Here is a 20,525-nt window from a genome sequence, read left to right as displayed (position 1 = left end):
TGCAGTGGATACTTTCCGTGATTCAGCCGTTTGTACAGGAGCATCCGAGTGACTCCGCGACGGATTCACCTCACCGGGCGTCATGAGCCGGGTGAGAAGGGCTTCGGCTCGGGTCCGGTCGGCGGTGACGGTCACGCCCACATTCATGCGCCGCCCCCGGCCGAGTCCGCGCAGCAGGGGACAGGTGCGGGCATGCCAGCGGTCATTCGGGTTCTTGTTCGAGGCGGTCCTGACGATCGGGACGGAACGGCGTTACCCTGCGCGGACGATCCTTCACCGGAGGTGCGCATGCGTCGTTCCGTCAGGCGGAATGTCTCGGTCTTAGGTGTTCTCGCCGTCATCGCCTCCGTCGGGGCAGCGGCTCCAGCCGGGTCCACACCCGCCGGCCCGCCGCCCAAGTCACCGGTGGCGGTGGGGTACGGCGGCGCGGTGGCGAGCGTCGACGCCGACGCGTCGGCCGCCGGTATCGAGGTGCTCCGCAACGGTGGCAACGCCGTCGACGCGGCCGTGGCGACCGCGGCCGCGCTCGGAGTCACCGAGCCGTACTCGGCGGGCATCGGCGGTGGTGGCTACTTCGTCCACTACGACGCCGCCAGGCGCACGGTGCAGACCGTCGACGGCCGCGAGACCGCCCCGCGCAGCGCGGACTCCTCGCTCTTCCTGGAGAACGGGAAACCGATCCCCTTCGCCGAGGCCATGACCAGCGGTCTCGGCGTCGGCACACCGGGCACCCCGGCCACCTGGGACACCGTGCTGGACGCCTGGGGCAGCAAGCCCCTGCGCCAGCTGCTGAAACCGGCCGAACGGCTCGCCCGCGACGGCTTCGTCGTGGACGCCACCTTCCGCTCGCAGACGGAGGGGAACCAGGCCCGGTTCGCGGACTTCCCGGACTCCGCGAAGCTGTTCCTGCCCGGTGGCCGGCTCCCGGTGACCGGCTCCGTCTTCAAGAACCCCGATCTCGCGCGGACGTACGAGAAGCTGGGCCGCGAGGGTGCCGGCGCGCTGTACCGGGGTGAGCTGGCCGAGGACATCGTGACGACGGTCCGCAATCCGCCCCTCGATCCGGAGGCGGACCGGGTGGTGCGGGCCGGTGACCTGACGGCCAAGGACCTGAAGCGGTACCGCACCCTGCGCCAGGCCCCGACCAGGGTGGGCTACCGGGGTCTTGACGTGTACGGCATGGCGCCGTCCTCCTCCGGCGGTACGAGCGTCGGAGAGGCGCTCAACATCCTGGAGTCCACGGATCTTTCGAAGGCGAGCCCGGAGCGGTATCTGCACCGGCTCATCGAGTCGAGCCGGATCGCGTTCGCCGACCGGGGCCGCTGGGTCGGTGACCCGGCGTTCGAGGACGTACCCACGCGGGAACTGCTCAGCCAGCGGTTCGCCGACGCGCGGGAGTGTCTGATCGACGACGACAAGGCGCTGACCAGCCCGCTGGCGCCCGGTGACCCGCGCGACCCGGCCGCCTGCGCGAGCACGGGCGAGGCCGCGCCCACCCCGTACGAGGGGGAGAACACGACGCATCTGACCGCGGCCGACAAGTGGGGCAACGTGGTCGCCTACACGCTGACCATCGAGTCGACGGGCGGCAGCGGCATCACGGTGCCGGGGCGTGGCTTCCTGCTCAACAACGAGCTGACGGACTTCTCCTTCGCGCCCGCCGGCCCGGCGGTGCACGATCCCAATCTGCCGGGTCCCGGCAAGCGGCCCCGGTCGTCGATGGCGCCGACCATCGTGCTCGAGGACGGCAGGCCGGTCATGGCACTGGGCTCGCCCGGCGGCGCGACGATCATCACCACCGTGCTCCAGACCCTGACCGGCCATCTCGACCGGGGGCTCCCCCTGGTGGAGGCCATCGCGGCGCCGCGCGCGAGTCAGCGCAACTCGGCGACGACGGAGATCGAGCCCGGCCTCTGGGACAGCCCGGTCCGCGCCCGTCTGGAATCGCTCGGCCACGCCTTCCGGCTCAATCCGGAGATCGGGGCGGCGACGGCGGTGCGGCGGCTGCCGGACGGCCGCTGGGTCGCGGCGGCGGAGAAGGTGCGCAGGGGCGGCGGCTCGGCCATGGTGGTGCGTCCGGGCTGAACGTCATGACGGAGCAGCTGCGGCCTCGGGGCCGGTACGACGTGTCGCGTCGAACCGGCCCCGAGGCCTTGATGCGGGCATGACCGCATCGGAAGGGAGGCCCGTGCGGGGTCTCCGGACGCGGCGGTCGCCGCCGGGACGGCACTGGCCAGGGAGTTCGTGAACCGCGACTGACCGCCGGGTGCCGGGTCTTCAGAGCGCGGTGAGGATGCGGGGGCCGTCGTCGGTGATCGCGACCGTGTGCTCCGCGTGGGCCGCGCGGCTGCCGTCGGTCGTACGGAGGGTCCAGCCGTCCCGGTCGGGGCGGAAGTCGTCGCCTCCGCCGCCGATCAGCATCGGCTCGATCGCGAGCACCATCCCGTGCCGCAGCGGCATACCGCGGCCAGGGCGTCCCTCGTTCGGGACACCCGGGTCCTCGTGCATCGACCGGCCGATGCCGTGGCCGCCGAAGCCCTCGGGGATGCCGTAGCCCGCCCGGCGGCACACGGTGCCGATCGCGTGGGCGATGTCGCCGATCCGGTTGCCGACGACCGCCGCCGCGATGCCCGCGTCGAGCGCGGCGAACGCCGTGTCGATCAGCCGGGTGTCCTCGGGGCGGGCGCGGCCGACGGTGAAGCTGATGGCCGAGTCACCCGCCCAGCCGTTCAGCAGTGCGCCCGCGTCGATGCTCACCAGGTCGCCGTCGCGGAGCCGGTCCGTCGTCGGGATGCCGTGCACGATCGCGTCGTTGACGGACGCGCAGATCACCGCGGGGAAGGGTGTGGGGGCGAAGTGCGGCCGGTAGTTCAGGAACGGTGAGGTCGCCCCCGCCTCACGCAGGACCTCGCGGGCCAACTCGTCGAGTTCGCGGGGTGAGACGCCGACGGCGGCGGCTTCCCGCGCGGAGGTCAGGATCTGTGCGACGACCCGGCCGGCCTCGCGCATCGCTTCGATGGATGTGTCTGTCTTGAGTTGCACCATGCCAATTACTATACCGGTCGAAGCGGTATTAGAATGACGGCATGGTTCGTACACCCCTGACCCCTGAAGAGCGCGCACGCGGCGAACGCCTCGGCCGTCTGCTGCGTGAAGCCCGCGACGGGCGCAGCATGGTCGTGATCGCCGCGAGCGCCGGAATCTCCCCCGAGACCCTCCGGAAGATCGAGACGGGCCGGGCCCCCACCCCCGCCTTCTTCACGGTCGCCGCCCTCGCGGGCGCCCTCGGCCTCTCGATGGACGACCTGCTCGCCCGGTGCGCGTGCGAGCCCGTTTCCGGGGCTGCGGGCAGTGCCCCCGGTCCGCTCGCACCACGCGGACCGGGGACTCCGCCCGCACCCTTCCCGCTCACGGCCTGAGGCACCCCTCACCTGACTTACGGCCCGCGAGGGCGCGTAGGGTCGCGCCCGTGACTCTTCAGGACTTCGCACGCAGTGAGTACGTCAGCCTGACCACGTACCGGAAGGACGGCACCCCCGTCGCCACGCCCGTCTGGGCCGCGGCGGAGGGGGAGGTGCTGTACGTCTGGACCCGGTCCGACTCGTGGAAGGTCAAGCGGCTGCGCAACAACAGCCGCGTCACCGTCACGGTCTGCGACGTGCGGGGCCGCGTCGCCGAGCGCGCCCCGAGCGCCGAGGGCGCCGCGCGGCTGCTGGACGAGGACGGCACCCGCAAGGTCCGCAAGGTCATCGGACGGAAGTACACCTGGAAGTACTGGCTCCTCGACTGGCCCGCGACAGTCGTACGGCTCGGGAAGCGCCCCCACACGGGCATCGCGATCACGTTCTGAGACCCGTGGGAGCCTGCGCGCGGGCAGACCGCAGCACGCCCGAAAGACCCGCGTAGCCGTCCCGTAACACGCCTGCGATCGAATACCCCCGGACTGGAAGGTTCCAGTCGACGGTCGGCGAGGGCGACGATGACGGTGCATCAACCTGCGGTGGAAGTAGCCACGTTCGCGCACTACCTGCGGGACCTGACGGCCCTGCTCGACCCCGGACACGGCTGGTACGGGGTGTTCCTGCGGCGCGACCCCGAGGGCATGGGGGCCTGCTTCGACGGCACCGAGGTGCCGCCCTGGGACGTGGTCGAGTCGCTGCTCCAGGACCTGGCCGTGGCGCGCGGCACGGCGTTCGCCGAGCACGAGTCGGTACGGGCCGCCGCGCTGTACTCCGCGTCGGCCACCGCCCACGACCGGCGGCCCGGCGGCCGCCGGGCACTCGTCCAGCGGCTGGAACTGATGCTCCGTGAACAGGCCCACGCCGAGCAGCGACTGCACGCCGTCTCCGTGGACGCGGGCCACACCCCGGAGGGCCGCGCGGAGGCCCTGGCCTGGGCCCGGGACGACCTGGAGCGGGCATCGGCCCGCAGCGCGGAACTGCGCAAGCGGCTCGCGGCGGTGTCCGCGCCCAAGGGCTGGTTCCGGACCGGGGAACCGGAGGGTGCGGTGCCCGCGGGAACCGGCGCGCGTACGGCGCTCGCGGATGCTCGCCGGGCCGAGTCCGTCCCGCAAGCAGGTCCCGCTCCCGCCCCGAAGCGTAAGAAGCCGCGCGGCGCCCGCTTCGCCGGCCTGGACGTCGACGACGAGACGGCGACGACCGCCCCCTCGGCGGTGCCTGTTCTCCCCGTACCGCCGACGGCCGCCACGGGCCCGCGAGGCGCGCGTTTCCGGGGCGCCGCAGCCCAGCCGGACAGCCAGGCCGCTGCGGCGCCCACGCCCGCCACCGCACCCGACCCCGCCGCCCCGCGCGCCTCCGACGAGGCCGTCGAACGGCTCCTGTGGCTGCGCGCACAAGGCCGCAGCGGCGAGGCGCACGTCGTGCTCTGCGAGGCGGCGGCCTGGCCGGCCGGACACCTGCCCGTCCTCGCGCTCGCCCTGCACCGGGCGGGGCTGGCCGCCGACTGGGCGACCCTGCTGTGGGAGGTGTCCACGCTGCCGCCCGCCGCGTTGGCCGCGGCGGCGGGCGCGCTGACCGCGGCCGGGCGGCCCGACGACTGCGCCGACCTGCTGCGTCAGGGCGCGGCACGCCCCGCCACCGACGTCGCCGACGCCGTGGCCGCCCTCAGGCGGGCGGGTCTGGACCCGCAGGCGCGTGCGCTGCTCGGCGCCTTCGTCCGGGTGCGCACCCCGCAGGACGCGGCGCGGATCGCCGAGTGCGACCCGCACTGCCTCGTCCCCCAGCTGCTGGCCGCGGCCCGGGAGGTGTCGGCGGCGAGGGAGTGGGATCTCGTCCACGCGCTGCGGATGGCGGGCATCACCGGGGCCTAGGCTGTCAGCTCACTGTCTGCACGGGCCGGTCTCTACGGGGGCGCTCCCGGTCAGCGCGTACACGGTGGTGCCTGACCTCCGGCACGGTCGTCAGCCGTCGCCCCCTCCGCATCATCCGGTCCAGGGGTCCGGGCCGGGCCCCACGCTCAGGCCGCTGTGCCTGACGCGGCCTGAGCAGGTCTTTGTCGTCCGCGAGCGCCGGGTGGAGCGAACCCCTCGGTGCGGTGCCAGTCCAGGATGACGACGGTGGCGTCGTCCTTGAGGTTGCCCCGGCAGGCATCCAGTACCGCTGTGGTCAGGGTGCGGACGGCCTCCCTGGGATGCGATGTGCGGGTCTCCGTCACGAGCGAGGGCAGATCGACAGCTGCGGCTCCGCGCTCCTGCATGCCGTCGGTGAGCAGGACCAAGCGGTCGCCAGGGTGCAACTGAAGCTCCTGGAGCTGGTAGGAGGTGGGCGCCGCGACGCCGAACGGCAGGTTGACGGCCAACTGCACCTCTTCGGCCTCGGCGGCACCGTCCCGCAGGCGCAAAGGCCAGGGGTGCCCCGCGTTGACCAGTTCGCAGGTGCCCGTCTCCAGTTGGATGCAGAGCAGTTGGCCGGTGGCCAGCCCGCGACTGTGGCTCAGCAGGGCCTCGTGAGCGCGATGGGCCTGGCGGAGCGCGTCGCAGCCCGCGCGGCGGGCGCCGCGCAGCGCACTGGTGACCAGCGTGGCCAGCAGGGCGGAGTCGGTGTCGTGGCCCATGGCGTCGGTGATGGACAGGTGCAGGGTGTCCTGGTCGAGGGTGTAGTCGTAGGTGTCGCCGCCGATGTCGTCGGCGGGGATCAGACCCGCGGCCAGGGTGAACTGCGGTGCCTCGCAGCAGGACGCCGAAGGGAGCAGCTGGTGCTGGATCTCGGCGGCCAGGCTGGTCCGAGTGGTGCGCCGGCCCGCGTGGTACAGGTCGGTGAAGCGGCGGTCCGTGACGATGATGTAGGCCAGCGCGTGGGCCGCGTCACTGATCTGTGCGAGCACGGCGTCATCGGCGTACTGGAGTGTGACCTCCAGTACGCCGATGCGGTCGCCGCGGTTGCTCACGGGCGAGATCACGCGACGTCCGCCCTGGCCGTCCGGTTCGATGTGCTGGCGCTGGGTGCGCAGGACCGTGTCGTACGCGCTGCCCTTCATGTCGATCCGCTCGGCGGCGTCCGCCCTGTCCCCCTCGGCCGGCGCGGTCAGGCGCAGCAGCCGGTGGCCCATGAGATCCACGAACAGGAACGACACGCGCTCCGCCCCGAAGCGCTTGCGCAGATCGTGCGCGATCACGCCGACGGACTCCCCTGGCGGCGCGGACTCCGCGGCGGCCAGAAGCTCGCCAAGTTCCAGGTCTCTGCCATCCATGGCAACCTCCCATCGTCTGACGGCGCTTATGCCCCGGGATTCGCCGAGCTCACCTGGAGCGTCGATCACACCAGGTCACAGGGCCTTCCCCCCGGCGTGGCGAGGAGCTGTCGCGGCCCGGCCCCGAGCCAGGTCGTCCTCCGTACCGCGCAGGCCCAGCACCAGCTGCCCACCGGGGAAGCGGTCCGTCGGCTCACGGGCGGCGTGCAGGGCGAGCGTGGTCTCACCCTTGCCCGGTGGCCCGGACACGACCGCCGCCACCGAAGGGGTGGGACCGCCTCCCGGGCCCGGTGCGAAGGGGGCCTTAGTCACGCCGTGTCAGGCCCCGTCCGTCGTGCGCCGGTAGGTGGAGCGCCGGTCGTCGATCTCCGCCCAGCGGTCGCCGTACACCGTCTCCACGACACCCGGCTCGCGCAGGAAGTCGTGCGGGAACCCCAGCGGTACGGCGCTGACCTCGTCCAGGCGCGCCACGGCTGCGGCGTCGAGCTCGACGTCCAGGCAGGACAGGTTGTCCGCGAGCTGGCTCTCCGTGGAGGCGCCGATGATCGGGACGATGTTGCCCGGCCGCCCGCGCAGCCAGGCCAGTGCCACCTGCGCCGGGGTCCAGCCGCCCTGCCGGGCGATGTCCACGACGGTGCTGATCGTGGCGTGCTCCTGGCGCCGGGTCGCGTCCCACCCGCTGTCCGCCGCTTCCGGGCCGCCGGCCAGGTCCTTGCCGGTGAGCCGGCCCCGGGCGAGCGGGCTCCACGCGAACACCGTCTGGTCGAACGCGCGCGCCTGCGGCAGCAGTTCTCGTTCGGGTGTGCGCTCCAGCAGGCTGTAGCGCAGCTGCGATCCGGCGAACGCGGTCCAGCCGCGCAGTTCGGCCAGCGTGCACGCCTGGGCGATCTCCCACGCGGGCCAGTCGGAGACGCCGACGTAGAGCACCTTCCCGGCCCTGACGAGGTCGTCGAGGGCCCGCATGACCTCCTCGACCGGGGTGAAGTTGTCGCGGGCGTGTACCCACAGGACGTCGAGCCGGTCGGTGTTCAGCCGGGTGAGGCTCGACTCCACGGACCGTACGAGGTTCCCGCGGTGGTTGCCCGCCGCGTTCATATTGCCCTTGGCGGTGGCGCAGGTGTACTTGCTGGCCAGCACGAGGCTCTCGCGGCGCGGCCCGAGCACCTCGCCGAGGACCACCTCGGACGTGCCGTAGACGTCGGCCGTATCGACGAAGTTGCCGCCCGCCTCCACATACGCGTCGATGATGCGCCCACTCGTCGCGGTGACGGCCCGGGGGTCCTTCTCGTGGCTGCCGAGCGTCATGGCGCCCAGTGCGAGCTCGCTGACGCGGAGGCCGGTCCTGCCGAACAGTGTGTAACGCACGGGGGTTCCCTTCGGTGGTCGTGTACCGGAGGCTACGAGTTCGAGCGCACTTGAACGCAAGTGACCGGGCAGGACCGTCCCCGCAAGGAGTGGACCGCCCGGGTGCGAAACATGATCGACTCAGCCGGTTCACGGCGATGGTCTTGCCCCACTGTGGGACGGGGCTTACGTTCTCCCGTACGCACTGTGTCTACGGGCGTAGAAACCACGTAGAGGCTCTCTGACGCCGCGTCGAAGGAGCAGCTCATGTCCCACGTCGTACGCGCCGCACTCGTCCAGGCGACCTGGACAGGCGACACCGAATCCATGATCGCCAAGCACGAGCAGCACGCGCGCGAGGCCGCCCGGCAGGGGGCGAAGATCATCGGCTTCCAGGAGGTGTTCAACGCCCCCTACTTCTGCCAGGTGCAGGAACCGGAGCACTACCGCTGGGCCGAGGCGGTCCCGGACGGGCCCACCGTCCGCCGCATGCGGGACCTGGCCCGGGAGACCGGCATGGTGGTCGTCGTGCCGGTCTTCGAGATCGAGCAGTCCGGCTTCTACTACAACACCGCCGCCGTGATCGATGCCGACGGCACGTATCTCGGCAAGTACCGCAAGCACCACATCCCGCAGGTCAAGGGATTCTGGGAGAAGTACTACTTCAAGCCCGGGAACGCCGGCTGGCCGGTGTTCGACACCGCAGTCGGCAAGGTCGGCGTCTACATCTGCTACGACCGCCACTTCCCCGAAGGCTGGCGCCAACTCGGTCTGAACGGGGCCCAGCTGGTCTACAACCCGTCCGCCACCTCGCGCGGCCTCTCCAGCCATCTGTGGCAGCTGGAACAGCCCGCGTCCGCCGTCGCGAACGAGTACTTCGTCGCCGCGATCAACCGGGTCGGGCAGGAGGAGTACGGCGACAACGACTTCTACGGCACCAGCTACTTCGTCGACCCGCGCGGCCAGTTCGTCGGGGAGGTCGCGAGCGACAAGGAGGAGGAACTCGTCGTCCGCGACCTCGACTTCGGGATGATCGAGGAGGTACGGCAGCAGTGGGCGTTCTTCCGGGACCGCCGTCCCGACGCGTACAAGGGGCTGGTCGAGCCGTGACCGCACTGCACGGGCGCCATCTCGCGGTCAGCCCGGACTGGCTGGCGCTCTACTACCGCGATCCCCTGGAACTCACCCACGGGGAGGGCCGGCACGTCTGGGACGCGGACGGCAACCGCTACCTCGACTTCTTCGGCGGCATCCTCACCACCATGACCGCGCACGCCCTGCCCGAGGTGACGAAGGCGGTCGCCGAGCAGGCCGGGCGGATCATCCACTCCTCGACGCTCTACCTCAACCGCCCGATGGTGGAACTCGCCGAGCGCGTCGCCACGCTCTCCGGCATCCCCGACGCCCGGGTCTTCTTCACCACGTCCGGCACCGAGGCCAACGACACCGCGCTGCTGCTGGCGACGACGTACCGCAGGTCCAACCAGATCCTCGCGATGCGCAACAGCTACCACGGCCGGTCCTTCTCCGCCGTGTCCGTCACCGGCAACCGCGCCTGGTCGCCCACCAGCCTGTCGCCGCTCCAGACCCTGTACGTCCACGGCGGAGTCCGCACCCGTGGACCGTACGCGGAGCTGAGCGACCACCGGTTCGTCAAGGCGTGCGTCGCCGACCTGGAGGACCTCCTCGGGCACACCCGCGATGCCGCCGCGCTGATCGCCGAACCCGTCCAGGGCGTCGGAGGCTTCACCTCGCCCCCCGACGGGCTGTACGCGGCGTTCCGCCAGGTCCTCGACCGGCACGGCATCCTCTGGATCTCGGACGAGGTGCAGACGGGCTGGGGGAGGACGGGCGACCACTTCTGGGGGTGGCAGGCACACGCCGAGCACGGGCCGCCGGACATCCTCACCTTCGCCAAGGGCATCGGCAACGGCATGTCGATCGGCGGTGTCGTCGCCCGCGCCGAGGTCATGAACTGCCTGGACGCCAACTCCATCTCGACGTTCGGCGGCTCCCCGGTCACCATGGCGGCCGGGCTCGCCAACCTCTCGTACCTCCTGGAACACGACCTCCCGGGCAACGCGCGACGCGTCGGGGGACTGCTCATCGAGCGGCTGCGTGCGGTCGTCGCGGGCTCCGCGTGCGTACGCGAAGTGCGTGGCCGTGGCCTCATGATCGGCATCGAACTGGTGAAGCCGGGCACCGACGAGGCGAACCCGGAGACCGCCGCCGCGGTCCTCGAAGCGGCCAGGGAGCGCGGACTGCTCCTCGGCAAGGGCGGCGGGCACAGCACCAGCGTCCTGCGAATCGCCCCACCGCTGTCCCTGACCGTCGCCGAGGCCGAGGAGGGAGCGGCGATCCTCGGCGAAGCCCTGCGCGCGGCCGAGTAGGTCCGGCGTGCAGCCGGGGCCGGGCGCGAGACCCGGAACGGGTGCCCGCTCCCTACGCGCCGTGCACGAGCTGGATCAGGTTTCCGCAGGTGTCGTCCAGGACCGCGGTGGTGACGGGCCCCATCTTCCGCGGCTCCTGGGTGAAGCGCACCCCGAGCTTCCGCAGGCGGGTGAACTCGCCGTGCACGACCCACGGGGACGTCGTGCTTCTTCACGAAGCCCAGCATGTCGGTGCACAAGCGAAGGGCCTCGGCCTGGTCGTCGACGAAGACGCTGCTCGGATGAATCCTCATGGGAGCGGTGTCCGCCGGTCCCGGCCGGCCCGATGTGTACGACGCGGCGCGTTGGGCCGGTGGGGTGCGCCGTACGGGAAACGGAAACGTCTTCACCGGTTGGCGGCAGCGGTATTGCCACAGTGGGTAACCCACTTCTACGTTCTTCACCACGCACCTTGTCTACGTGCGTAGACCCATTCCGCCACCGCGAGGAGGGGTACATGAGCCGCACCGTCATTCACGGCGGCCTCGTCATCACCGCGTCCGACGAAATCCACGCCGACGTGCTCATCGAGGGCGGGCGCGTCGCCGCTCTCGCCGCCCACGGCACCGAAGCCGCCGACAGCTGGACCGCGGACAGGACGATCGACGCCACCGGGAAGTACGTCATCCCGGGCGGGGTCGACGCGCACACGCACATGGAGATGCCGTTCGGCGGCACGTTCGCCGCGGACACCTTCGAGACCGGCACCCGGGCCGCGGCCTGGGGCGGCACCACCACGATCATCGACTTCGCCGTCCAGAGCGTGGGCGGCAGCCTGCGCGGCGGGCTCGACGCCTGGTACGCGAAGGCCGACGGCAACTGCGCCATCGACTACGCCTTCCACATGATCCTGGCCGATGTGAACGAGTCCTCGCTCATGGAGATGGACCTTCTCGTATCGGAGGGCATCACCTCGTTCAAGCTGTTCATGGCCTACCCCGGCGTCTTCTACAGCGACGACGGTCAGATCCTGCGCGCCATGCAACGGGCCGAGAACAACGGCGGCCTGATCATGATGCACGCCGAGAACGGCATCGCGATCGACGTCCTCGTCGCACAGGCGCTGGCCGAGGGCCGCACCGATCCGCGCTACCACGGAGACGTACGCAAGGTCGCGCTGGAGGCCGAGGCGACGCACCGGGCCATCCAGCTCGCCCGGGTCGCGGGAGCGCCGCTGTACGTCGTCCACGTCTCCGCCGACGAGGCCGTCGCCGAGATCGCCGCCGCGCGCCACAAGGGGCTCCCGGTCTTCGGCGAGACCTGCCCGCAGTATCTGTTCCTCTCCACGGACAACCTCGCAGAGCCCGGTTTCGAGGGAGCCAAGTACGTCTGCTCGACCCCGCTGCGGCCCAGGGAACACCAGGCGGCACTCTGGCGCGGTCTCAGGAACAACGAACTCCAGGTCGTCTCCACCGACCACTGCCCGTTCTGCTTCTCCGGCCAGAAGGAGATGGGCCGCGGCGACTTCTCCAGGATCCCCAACGGCATGCCCGGCGTGGAGAACCGGATGGACCTCCTGCACCAGGCGGTCGTGGACGGCCACCTCACCCGGCGCCGCTGGATCGAGATCGCCTGCGCCTCACCGGCCCGGATGTTCGGCCTCTACCCGAAGAAGGGCACCATCGCCCCGGGCGCCGACGCGGACATCGTCATCTACGACCCGCACGCCACGCAGACCATCTCCGCCGAGACCCACCACATGAACGTCGACTACTCGGCGTACGAGGGAAGGCAGCTCACCGGTCAGGTGGAGACCGTGCTCTCGCGCGGCGAACCCGTCATCGAGGGGCGGACGTTCACCGGCCACGCCGGGCACGGTATGTACACCCCCCGCGCCACGTGTCAGTACCTGGACTAGGAGCACCTGTCATGGACTTCGGACTCGTCCTCCAGACGGACCCGCCCGCATCGGCCGTCATCGGACTCATGCGCCGCGCGGAACGCAACGGCTTCCGCTACGGCTGGACCTTCGACTCGACGGTGCTCTGGCAGGAACCCTTCGTCATCTACAGCCGGATCCTGGAACACACCGAGCGGCTGATCGTCGGCCCGATGGTCACCAACCCCTCCACCCGCACGTGGGAGGTCACCGCCTCCACCTTCGCCACCCTCAACGAGATGTACGGCAACCGGACCGTGTGCGGCATCGGACGCGGTGACTCCGCGATGCGGGTCGCCGGACGCAGACCCAACACCCTGGCCCGCCTGGGCGAGTCGATCGACGTCATCCGCGACCTGGCCGAGGGGCGTGAGGCCCTCGTCGACGGGCAGCCTGTCCGGATCCCCTGGGTGAAGGACGGACGGCTGCCGGTCTGGATGGGCGCGTACGGCCCCAAGGCCCTCGCGCTGGCCGGCCAGAAGGCCGACGGGTTCATCCTCCAGCTCGCCGACCCGTACCTCACCGAGTGGATGGTCAAGGCGGTACGCCAGTCGGCGGCCGAGGCCGGCCGGGACCCGGACTCCATCACCGTCTGCGTGGCGGCCCCCGCCTATGTGAGCGACGACCTGGACCACGCACGCGAGCAGTGCCGCTGGTTCGGCGGAATGGTCGGCAACCACGTCGCCGACCTCGTCGCACGGTACGGCGAGCACTCGGGGCTCGTGCCCGAAGCGCTCACGGAGTACATCGCCGGCCGGTCCGGATACGACTACAGCCACCACGGCCGTACGGGGAACCCGGACACCGCCTTCGTGCCCGACGAGATCGTCGACCGCTTCTGCCTGCTGGGCCCGGCCGAGGCGCACATCGAGAAGCTGCGGGTCCTGCGGGACCTGGGCGTCGACCAGTTCGCCGTCTACGACATGCACGACGCGCGCGAGGCGACCATCGACGCGTACGGCTCCGAGATCATCCCCGTCCTGTCCGGCTGACCACCGACACCGACACCGACTGAGCCCGACCCGGCTGCACAAACGCACCACCCCCGCCCCGCACGGCACCGTTCCCGAGCGAAGGGTCCAGCCGCCATGACATCGACCGTCCCACCCGCCCCGGAAAACGACCGGATACCCGACCGGATACCCGACCGGACGCCCGACGCGTCGGGCCGCGTCGGGCTGGCCCCCGGCTCCGTCCCCGACGACCCCCGCTTCGTCAACGACGACCTGCTGCCCGTCCCGCTCGAACAGCGTCGCTGGACGACGTACAACTTCGCCGCGCTCTGGGTCGGCATGGCGCACAACATCCCGTCCTGGCTGCTCGCTTCCGGGCTCGTCGCCCTCGGCATGGACTGGAAGCAGGCCGTCTTCACGATCGCCCTGGCCAACGTGATCGTGCTCGCCCCGATGCTGCTCACCGGTCACGCGGGGCCCAAGTACGGCATTCCCTTCCCCGTCCTGGCACGCGCGTCGTTCGGGCTGCGCGGCGCCAATCTGCCCGCTCTGATCCGGGCAGCCGTCGCCTGTGCCTGGTTCGGCATCCAGACCTGGATCGGCGGCGTCGGCATCTTCACGCTGCTCGGCAAGATTTTCGGCGGCTGGGCGGACGCCTCCCGGATCGGCGGCCAGCCCTGGACGCTCTGGCTCTGCTTCGCGCTCTTCTGGGCGCTCGAACTCGCCATCATCTACCGGGGGATGGACACCCTGCGGCGCTTCGAGAACTGGGCCGCGCCCTTCGTCATCGTCGGCGCGGTGGTCCTGCTGGTGTGGATCGCCGTCAAGGCGGGCGGCTTCGGCCCGTTGCTGGACCAGCCGTCGGAACTCGGCTGGGGCAAGGAGTTCTGGCCGGTCTTCTTCCCCTCGCTGATGGGCATGATCGCGTTCTGGTCGACGCTGTCGCTGAACATCCCCGACTTCACCCGCTTCGGTGCGGGCCAACGCGCCCAGCTCTGGGGGCAGTCGCTCGGACTGCCGACGACCATGACCTTCTTCGCGCTGCTGTCCGTCTTCGTGACCTCGGGCTCGCAGGCGGTCTACGGGGCGCCGATCTGGGACCCGGTCCAGCTCGTCGCCAAGACCGACAACGTCTTCGGACTGCTCTTCGGGCTGATCACCGTCCTGATCGCGACGATCTCGGTCAACATCGCGGCGAACGTCGTGTCGCCCGCGTACGACCTGGCGAATCTGGCACCGAAGTTCATCAGCTTCCGCACGGGCGCGCTGATCACCGGGATCATCGGCGTTCTGATCATGCCGTGGAAGCTGACCGAGACCCCCGAGCTGTACATCTTCACCTGGCTCGGCCTGGTCGGTGGAATGCTCGGCACGGTGGCCGGCATCCTGATCGCCGACTACTGGATCATCCGCCGCACCGTCCTGGACCTGGCCGACCTGTACCGTCCGGGTGGCCGCTACTGGTACACCCACGGCTGGAACTGGCGCGCGGTCGCCGCCTTCGCCGTGGGCGGGGTCCTCGCGGTGGGCGGCTCCCACTCGGCGCCCGGCAAGGGGCCCTTCCCCGCCGAGGGGCTGATCCCGTTCCTGAAACCCCTCGCGGACTACGGCTGGGCCGTCGGGCTGGCCTCCTCGCTGGTGCTCTACACCCTCCTGGGGCTCGGTCTCAGACCGGAGCGGGAGTCCGGCCCGGCAGTGCGGTGACATCGCTGTCCGGTCACATCGCCCCCTTCGAAAGGCCCTGGTCAGGGCCATGTTCAGGCGTGCGATCCGTGCCTTCGAGGTACGCCGGCCCGGAGCGGGACGCGCGCAGGCGTCGGCGCGGAGCCCGGAACGCGCCCCGGTTCGCGTCGGCCGGATGCTTGAGCGGAAGGCCCCACCGTGGTTACCCTCCGGTAAGTCACTACGAGGAGGCGTCGGCCCATGCCCTCAGCAGACACGAGCGGCCTGGCGGAGAGTGCACGCCGTCTCGCGGACGGTCTGACCACGTCGGCCGAACTGGTCGCCGCGTCACTCGACCGCATCGAGGCGACGCAGTCCACTCTCAACGCCTTCCGGCACCTGCGTCCCGAGGCCGCGCTCGCCGAGGCGGCGGAAGCCGACCGCAGACTCGCGACGGGGGAGCGACTGCCGCTGCTCGGCGTGCCGGTCGCGGTCAAGGACGACACCGATGTCGCGGGTATGCCCACCTACTTCGGCTGCGAGGGCGAGCGGACACCGGCCGCAGCCGACAGCGAGGCGGTGCGCAGGCTGCGCGCGGCCGGGGCCGTCGTCGTCGGCAAGACGAACTCCTGCGAGCTGGGCCAGTGGGGGTTCACCGAGGGGCCCGCCTTCGGCGCCACCCGTAACCCCTGGAACACCGCGCACACGCCGGGCGGCTCGTCCGGCGGATCCGCGGCGGCCGTCGCCGCCGGCCTCGTCCCCGCCGCGCTCGGCTCGGACGGCGCCGGTTCCGTCCGTATCCCCGCCGCCTGGACCCACCTCGTCGGCATCAAACCGCAACGCGGCCGGATCTCCGTACACCCGCACAGCGACGCCTTCCAGGGGCTCACCGTCAACGGCCCCCTGGCCCGCACCGTCGCCGACGCCGCTCTCCTGCTGGACGCCGTCGCCGGAGCCCACCCCGACGACCCGCACCGCCCGCCCACCGTCGGCGCGTCGGCCGCCGCCCGCCGCGACCCGGGCACCCTGCGGATCGCCGTCGCCTTCCGCCCCGCGCTCACCCTCACGTACACGGCGCCCCATCCCGACGTCCGCCGGGCCGTCTCCGCGCTCGCCGAGACGCTGGCCCGCCTGGGCCACCACGTGGAGGAGGCCCGCCCCCGCTACGGGCTGATCGGCCTCTCCTTCGTCCCCCGCGCCACCGCCGGGATCGCCGAACTCGCCGCACTCCACCCCGAACCCGAGCTCCTCGACCCGCGCACGCGCAGCGCCCTGCGCACCGGTACCCGCCTCGGCGGGCGGGCGGTGCGGGCGGCCAGGGCCCGAGAAGTGCGCCAGCACCGGCGGATCGGCGCGCTCTTCGACGCGTCCGGCTTCGATGTACTGCTCACCCCGACGACCGCCGCGCCGCCACCCCGCATCGGTGCGTTCGACGGCCTGAGCGCCTGGCGCACCGATGTCGCCATGGCGGCGGCCTGCCCCTACGCCTGGCCGTGGAACGTCCTCGGCTGGCCCGGAATCAGCGTGCCGGCCGGCTTCACCGGTGACGGCCTCCCGATCGGCGCCCAACTGCTGGGCCCCTCCCGCAGCGAGGAGAGGCTCATCTCCCTCGCCGCCCAACTGGAGGCGGACCGCCGCTGGTTCGAGCACCGGCCACCGGCCCCGCACGGGCCCGGGCTCAGGAAGGGCGACGGGCGCTGACCACCCACACCCCCGCCCGCAACAGCACACCCCCGGGTGTCTCGTACGGCAGCAGGACGTCCAGCATCGCGGCGCGTACCTCGTCCGGCACCGTCGTCCCGGGCGTGCGCGAGACGAAGAAGTCGAGCGCGTCCGCAGCGTCTTTCCCCCAGTGGGTGGCGGCCACGACCGGGGTGGTCCGGATCTCCTCGAAACCGGCCGCCGCCAGCACCTGATGGATGCGTTCCGGCGCGGAGAGGGACGCCATGGCCGACGCCACCGCCCCCTCGACCGGATGATCACGGCCGAGCAGTGAGGCCAGCAGACCGAGCGCTTTGCGCTCCTCGCCCTCCGGCGGTGCGGGCTGCGGACAGACCAGGGCCAGCCGCGCGCCGGGGCGCAGAGCCCCCGCGATGTTGGTGAACGCGGCGATGTGGTCGGCGAAGAACATCACCCCGCCCCGGCTGATCGCCACGTCGTAGCCGCCGGGCAGGAACGGATGCACCTCGGCGTCCCCCAACTCGTACTCCACAGAGGGGTACTGCCGGGAGTCGGTCAGGGCCCGGGCCCTGTCGAGCAGCGGTGCCGAGATGTCGACGCCGACGACCCGGCCCCGCACGGTGCGTCGGGCGGCCATCCGGCTCATGGCGCCGCTGCCGCATCCGATGTCGAGCACCCGGTCCCCGGCCTCCAGGGCGGCGGCGTCGATGAGCGGCCCGTCGAACGCGGACAGCATCGCGTCGTAGCGCTCGGAATCGTCGGCCCAGTGCGCACCGAGAGGGCCGTTCCATGCTGCGGCGACGGTCATGCGAGCTCCTTGGAGTGAGTCGGCAGATTCGCTTCGATGCGCTCGACGGCACAGAACGCGCCGAACGCGATCAGATGGACGAGGCAGTGATCGGTGAACGGCGGCACGCGCCAGGCCGCCACGTCCTCATCGGTGATCCGGTAGGGGGCCCGGGCGGCGAGCAGCGCGAGCCGGGCGCCGGGCCGCTCCACCCGGCCCGGCAACTCCGCGCTGTTGAGCGGCAAGGCGGTGACACCGTCCCAGCCGGCCACCGACTCCCGTACGAACGCGGCGTCCTCGTCGCTCAGCAGGCCCGCACCCAGGTGCGCGGCCGTCCGCAGCGCCCCGAAGGCCGTCCCCACCGGGCTGCCCGCGGCCCAGGCGGGCTCCGCGCCTTCCGTTTCGAGCAGCGCGAGGCTCGCGCCCTGCCGCAGCTCCCGACGGACGGTGCGGGCCAGGGAACGGCCCGCGGCGCTCCGCACCAGCCGGTACTTCTGAGCACCTCCGGGCAGCATGTCCTCGGTCAGCAGCGACGACACGACGCGGTTGACGAAGTGGAACGCGAGCGCTGTCCCGATGTGCTCCGGCGCGTGCCCCGCGGGAAAGGGCTGCGGGATGCTCATGTCCTTCCCCCAGGCGAGCAGTTCGCGGTGGCCGGGGGCGTCGGGCGTCCCGCCGCCGCCGATCGTCTCGGCCAGCCGGTGGTCACCCGTCGCGTGCAGCAGCACGGTGTGCGCGACCACGCAGAACGCACACCGGTTGGCCAGCGACACCCCGGCCGCGACCACCTCCTTCTCCGTACGGGAGACGTGTCCGGCCAGCAGGGATTCACGTACCAGCGCCCAGGTCGCGGTGAGCAGGGGCGGTGACGCCGACAGGACGACGAAGGTCGAGGCGCGTTCGATCCCGAAGTCGGTGGCCAACTGGGCGTAGACGTCCGCGACGACTCCGGTCGCGGACTTGGGCGGCTGGGGCGAGGTGTATCGGAAGTGTCCGGTCATGACCACGATGCTCACCCCAGGACCCGGCCCCCGTCGTCGTACGGCGGAAGGCATCCGGCGCTGCGCCGGAGCGATGTCCCGGGACGGCGACTACTCCCGGGGGAGTAGGGCGCGGACGGTCCCCCGGAAGGACGCGCCGTACGCGGTAAGGGAGTTAGGGTGCGGCACATGCAGGGGGACATCGGCCGGCGTACACAGCTGCTGGACACGGCACTCGCCGCCGTGATCGGCGCGGCGGTGGTGCTCGCGGCCGTCACCGCGGCCACGCCGGGAGTCCTGGACCTGCTGCTCATCGCGGCCGGTTCGCTCGCGCTGGCCGCTCACCGCAGGGCCCCGCGCACCGTCCTGGCCGTCACCACCCTCTGCATGTCGGCGTACGTCATCCACGCGCAGCCCGGGACCTGGGCGGCCTTCCCCGTACTGGCCGCCGTCCACGCGGCGGCGCGCAGCGGACACCGCGCGCAGGGCGTCGCGGCGGGCGGTGTCTTCCTCACCGGCTACGTCCTCGTCCTGCTCGCCACCGCGCCGGACACCCGGGACACCGTCGAGCGGAGCGTGCTCCTGCTCGGCTGGTTCCTCTGCGCCGGAGTCACCGGGCTGATCGACAAGAACTGGCAGGCGTACCTGCGTCAGACCGAACAGCGCGCCCTCGACGCCGAACGCACCCGGGAGGAGACCGCGCCGGGCCGGTGAGGAGCGGCTGCGCATCGCCCGGGAACTGCACGACTCGCTCACCCACTCCATCTCCATCGTGAAGCTCCAGGCCGGAGTCGCCGTCCACCTCGCCAGGAAACGCGGCGCCGAGGTCGAGCCCGCACTCCTCGCCATCCAGGAGGCCGGCGGTGAGGCGATGCGGGAACTGCGCGCGACCCTGGAGGTCCTGCGTACGGACGTGGCCGAGCCGGGCCCCGGTCTCGACCGGATCGGGGAGCTCGCCGAGCGGGCCCGCGCGGCGGGCATCACGCTCACCGTCACGTTGGACGGCGACGCGCGGCCGCTGCCCGCGGACGTGGACCGGGCCGCCTACCGCATCGTTCAGGAGGCCCTCACCAATGTGGCCCGGCACGCCGACCGGGCCACAACCACCGTACGGATCGGTTACACCGGCAGCAGTCTTGTAGTCGCGGTGGACGACCAGGGGCCGTGCCGGCCCGGCGACACGGTCACCCCGGGCACCGGGATGACCGGCATGCGTGAACGCGTCAGCGCGCTCGGCGGCACTCTCGTCCTCGCACCCCGTGACCACGGAGGGTTCTCGGTGCGTGCCGAGCTCCCGCTCAGCGACGCCTTACGGCCGGGGCGGGCGGTCACCGGATGAGCCAGGACACGGTCCGCGTGCTGATCGTCGACGACCAGGCCCTGATGCGGGCGGGATTCCGGGCCCTGCTGGACGCCGAGGAGGACATCGAAGTCGTCGGAGAGGCCGCCGACGGCCGTCAGGGCGTGGAACTCGCCCGCCGCCACATCCCGGACGTCGCGCTGATCGACGTACAGATGCCCGTGATGACCGGCATCGAGGCCACCCGCGAGATCGGCGCCGACCCCCGGCTGGCCGGGGTGCACGTCGTGATCCTCACCAATTATGGCCTCGACGAGTACGTCTTCGACGCCCTGCGCGCGGGCGCCGCCGGATTCCTCCTGAAGGACACCGAACCCGCCGAGCTCCTCCGGGCCATCAAGGTCGCCGCGCGCGGCGACGCCCTCCTCTCGCCCGCCATCACCCGTCGGCTGATCGGCGAGTTCGTCGCCAGACCCCCCGACCGCGCCACCGCCCCCGGTCTGGAGATCCTCACCCGGCGGGAGCGCGAGGTCACCGCACTGGCGGCCCGCGGACTGAGCAACGAGGAGATCGCCGCCCATATGGTGCTCAGCCCGTTCACCGCCAAGACCCACATCAGCCGGGCCATGATCAAGCTCGGCGCCCGGGACCGGGCCCAACTGGTCGTGTTCGCGTACGAGGCCGGGCTCGTCGAACCCCGTCGCAGATGACGGCTTCGCACAAGACCGGGGGCGGGGCCCTGTGGAGCGGGGACCGGCTACGAGATATCTTGATGTCAAGCAATGTTGCAGACGTGGAGCGGA

Annotated in this window: 17 protein-coding genes and 2 pseudogenes; 12 read left to right on the top strand and 7 right to left on the bottom strand. The window is 71.7% G+C overall.

Annotated features, from left to right (window positions below; all coding sequences use genetic code 11):
• Positions 1–288: 288 nt before the first annotated feature.
• A complete protein-coding gene (gene ggt, locus F0344_RS04115) occupies positions 289–2,085 on the top strand; it encodes a gamma-glutamyltransferase (RefSeq protein ID WP_185297463.1) in 1,797 nt (598 codons plus the stop codon).
• A 192-nt stretch (positions 2,086–2,277) separates the two neighbouring features.
• Here the strand turns inward: ggt and map are convergent, their stop codons facing one another.
• Positions 2,278–3,045, bottom strand: coding sequence for a type I methionyl aminopeptidase (gene map, locus F0344_RS04110; RefSeq protein WP_185297462.1), 768 nt, complete (start codon positions 3,043–3,045; stop codon positions 2,278–2,280).
• A 41-nt stretch (positions 3,046–3,086) separates the two neighbouring features.
• Here map and F0344_RS04105 point away from each other — a divergent pair, with 41 nt between their 5' ends.
• The 3 genes from F0344_RS04105 (at position 3,087) to F0344_RS04095 (ending at position 5,329) form a co-directional block, all read left to right on the top strand.
• Positions 3,087–3,419: a helix-turn-helix domain-containing protein gene (locus F0344_RS04105; protein ID WP_185297461.1), complete on the top strand. Its 333-nt coding sequence runs from the start codon at positions 3,087–3,089 to the stop codon at positions 3,417–3,419.
• Between the two features lie 50 nt (positions 3,420–3,469).
• Positions 3,470–3,850, top strand: coding sequence for a PPOX class F420-dependent oxidoreductase (locus F0344_RS04100; protein WP_185297460.1), 381 nt, complete (start codon positions 3,470–3,472; stop codon positions 3,848–3,850).
• A 129-nt stretch (positions 3,851–3,979) separates the two neighbouring features.
• Positions 3,980–5,329, top strand: coding sequence for a hypothetical protein (locus F0344_RS04095; protein WP_185297459.1), 1,350 nt, complete (start codon positions 3,980–3,982; stop codon positions 5,327–5,329).
• Positions 5,330–5,475: 146 nt separating this feature from the next.
• Here the strand turns inward: F0344_RS04095 and F0344_RS04090 are convergent, their stop codons facing one another.
• The 3 genes from F0344_RS04090 to F0344_RS04080 all read right to left on the bottom strand — a co-directional run bounded on the left by F0344_RS04090 (position 5,476) and on the right by F0344_RS04080 (position 8,073).
• On the bottom strand, positions 5,476–6,708 hold the full coding sequence (locus tag F0344_RS04090) for a PP2C family protein-serine/threonine phosphatase (protein ID WP_185297458.1): 1,233 nt from the start codon (positions 6,706–6,708) through the stop codon (positions 5,476–5,478).
• A 75-nt stretch (positions 6,709–6,783) separates the two neighbouring features.
• Positions 6,784–7,020 (bottom strand): hypothetical protein, encoded by a 237-nt coding sequence (locus F0344_RS04085; RefSeq protein ID WP_185297457.1) that lies wholly within the window; start codon positions 7,018–7,020, stop codon positions 6,784–6,786.
• Between the two features lie 6 nt (positions 7,021–7,026).
• On the bottom strand, positions 7,027–8,073 hold the full coding sequence (locus tag F0344_RS04080) for an aldo/keto reductase (RefSeq protein ID WP_185297456.1): 1,047 nt from the start codon (positions 8,071–8,073) through the stop codon (positions 7,027–7,029).
• A 246-nt stretch (positions 8,074–8,319) separates the two neighbouring features.
• Here F0344_RS04080 and F0344_RS04075 point away from each other — a divergent pair, with 246 nt between their 5' ends.
• Positions 8,320–9,162: a nitrilase-related carbon-nitrogen hydrolase gene (locus tag F0344_RS04075; RefSeq protein ID WP_185297455.1), complete on the top strand. Its 843-nt coding sequence runs from the start codon at positions 8,320–8,322 to the stop codon at positions 9,160–9,162.
• Positions 9,159–10,442 (top strand): aspartate aminotransferase family protein, encoded by a 1,284-nt coding sequence (locus F0344_RS04070; RefSeq protein WP_185297454.1) that lies wholly within the window; start codon positions 9,159–9,161, stop codon positions 10,440–10,442. Before F0344_RS04075 ends, F0344_RS04070 begins: the two co-directional genes overlap by 4 nt.
• Positions 10,443–10,494: 52 nt before the next feature.
• Here the strand turns inward: F0344_RS04070 and F0344_RS04065 are convergent.
• A pseudogene (locus tag F0344_RS04065) lies at positions 10,495–10,735 on the bottom strand (hypothetical protein).
• A gap of 203 nt (positions 10,736–10,938) precedes the next feature.
• Here F0344_RS04065 and hydA point away from each other — a divergent pair.
• The 4 genes from hydA (at position 10,939) to F0344_RS04045 (ending at position 16,676) form a co-directional block, all read left to right on the top strand.
• Positions 10,939–12,339: a dihydropyrimidinase gene (hydA, locus tag F0344_RS04060; protein ID WP_185297453.1), complete on the top strand. Its 1,401-nt coding sequence runs from the start codon at positions 10,939–10,941 to the stop codon at positions 12,337–12,339.
• 11 nt (positions 12,340–12,350) lie between these two features.
• A complete protein-coding gene (locus F0344_RS04055; protein ID WP_185297452.1) occupies positions 12,351–13,352 on the top strand; it encodes a TIGR03842 family LLM class F420-dependent oxidoreductase in 1,002 nt (333 codons plus the stop codon).
• 96 nt (positions 13,353–13,448) lie between these two features.
• Positions 13,449–15,017, top strand: a complete 1,569-nt coding sequence (locus F0344_RS04050) for an NCS1 family nucleobase:cation symporter-1 (RefSeq protein ID WP_185297451.1) — start codon at positions 13,449–13,451, stop codon at positions 15,015–15,017.
• A 219-nt stretch (positions 15,018–15,236) separates the two neighbouring features.
• Entirely contained in the window at positions 15,237–16,676 is a 1,440-nt protein-coding gene (locus F0344_RS04045) for an amidase (RefSeq protein WP_185297450.1), read from the top strand.
• On the opposite strand, the gene F0344_RS04040 is transcribed toward F0344_RS04045, so the two are convergent.
• The gene (locus F0344_RS04040; RefSeq protein WP_185297449.1) at positions 16,654–17,463 is read right to left on the bottom strand and encodes a class I SAM-dependent methyltransferase; all 810 of its coding nucleotides are present in this window, start codon (positions 17,461–17,463) and stop codon (positions 16,654–16,656) included. The two genes, F0344_RS04045 and F0344_RS04040, sit on opposite strands and share 23 nt — an antisense overlap.
• Positions 17,460–18,443: a carboxymuconolactone decarboxylase family protein gene (locus tag F0344_RS04035; RefSeq protein ID WP_185297448.1), complete on the bottom strand. Its 984-nt coding sequence runs from the start codon at positions 18,441–18,443 to the stop codon at positions 17,460–17,462. Before F0344_RS04035 ends, F0344_RS04040 begins: the two co-directional genes overlap by 4 nt.
• A 168-nt stretch (positions 18,444–18,611) precedes the next feature.
• On the opposite strand from F0344_RS04035, the pseudogene F0344_RS04030 reads away from it, so the two are divergent.
• Both F0344_RS04030 and F0344_RS04025 read left to right on the top strand, forming a co-directional pair.
• A pseudogene (locus F0344_RS04030) lies at positions 18,612–19,761 on the top strand (sensor histidine kinase).
• Entirely contained in the window at positions 19,758–20,432 is a 675-nt protein-coding gene (locus F0344_RS04025) for a response regulator (RefSeq protein WP_185297447.1), read from the top strand. Before F0344_RS04030 ends, F0344_RS04025 begins: the two are co-directional and overlap by 4 nt.
• Positions 20,433–20,525 lie beyond the last annotated feature (93 nt).

The sequence above is a fragment of the Streptomyces finlayi genome (assembly GCF_014216315.1).
Lineage (GTDB): Bacteria > Actinomycetota > Actinomycetes > Streptomycetales > Streptomycetaceae > Streptomyces > Streptomyces finlayi_A.
Note: the sequence above shows the minus strand (reverse complement) of the source record. Positions and strands in the feature narration are given on the sequence as shown.

Coding starts and splice junctions, on each gene's coding strand:
- F0344_RS04055 (WP_185297452.1), top strand. CDS start 12,351: ATGGACTTCGGACTCGTCCTCCAGACGGACCCGCCCGCATCGGCCGTC.
- map (WP_185297462.1), bottom strand. CDS start 3,045: ATGGTGCAACTCAAGACAGACACATCCATCGAAGCGATGCGCGAGGCC.
- ggt (WP_185297463.1), top strand. CDS start 289: ATGCGTCGTTCCGTCAGGCGGAATGTCTCGGTCTTAGGTGTTCTCGCC.
- F0344_RS04050 (WP_185297451.1), top strand. CDS start 13,449: ATGACATCGACCGTCCCACCCGCCCCGGAAAACGACCGGATACCCGAC.
- F0344_RS04025 (WP_185297447.1), top strand. CDS start 19,758: ATGAGCCAGGACACGGTCCGCGTGCTGATCGTCGACGACCAGGCCCTG.
- F0344_RS04035 (WP_185297448.1), bottom strand. CDS start 18,443: ATGACCGGACACTTCCGATACACCTCGCCCCAGCCGCCCAAGTCCGCG.
- F0344_RS04095 (WP_185297459.1), top strand. CDS start 3,980: ATGACGGTGCATCAACCTGCGGTGGAAGTAGCCACGTTCGCGCACTAC.
- F0344_RS04075 (WP_185297455.1), top strand. CDS start 8,320: ATGTCCCACGTCGTACGCGCCGCACTCGTCCAGGCGACCTGGACAGGC.
- F0344_RS04045 (WP_185297450.1), top strand. CDS start 15,237: ATGCCCTCAGCAGACACGAGCGGCCTGGCGGAGAGTGCACGCCGTCTC.
- hydA (WP_185297453.1), top strand. CDS start 10,939: ATGAGCCGCACCGTCATTCACGGCGGCCTCGTCATCACCGCGTCCGAC.
- F0344_RS04090 (WP_185297458.1), bottom strand. CDS start 6,708: ATGGATGGCAGAGACCTGGAACTTGGCGAGCTTCTGGCCGCCGCGGAG.
- F0344_RS04105 (WP_185297461.1), top strand. CDS start 3,087: ATGGTTCGTACACCCCTGACCCCTGAAGAGCGCGCACGCGGCGAACGC.
- F0344_RS04040 (WP_185297449.1), bottom strand. CDS start 17,463: ATGACCGTCGCCGCAGCATGGAACGGCCCTCTCGGTGCGCACTGGGCC.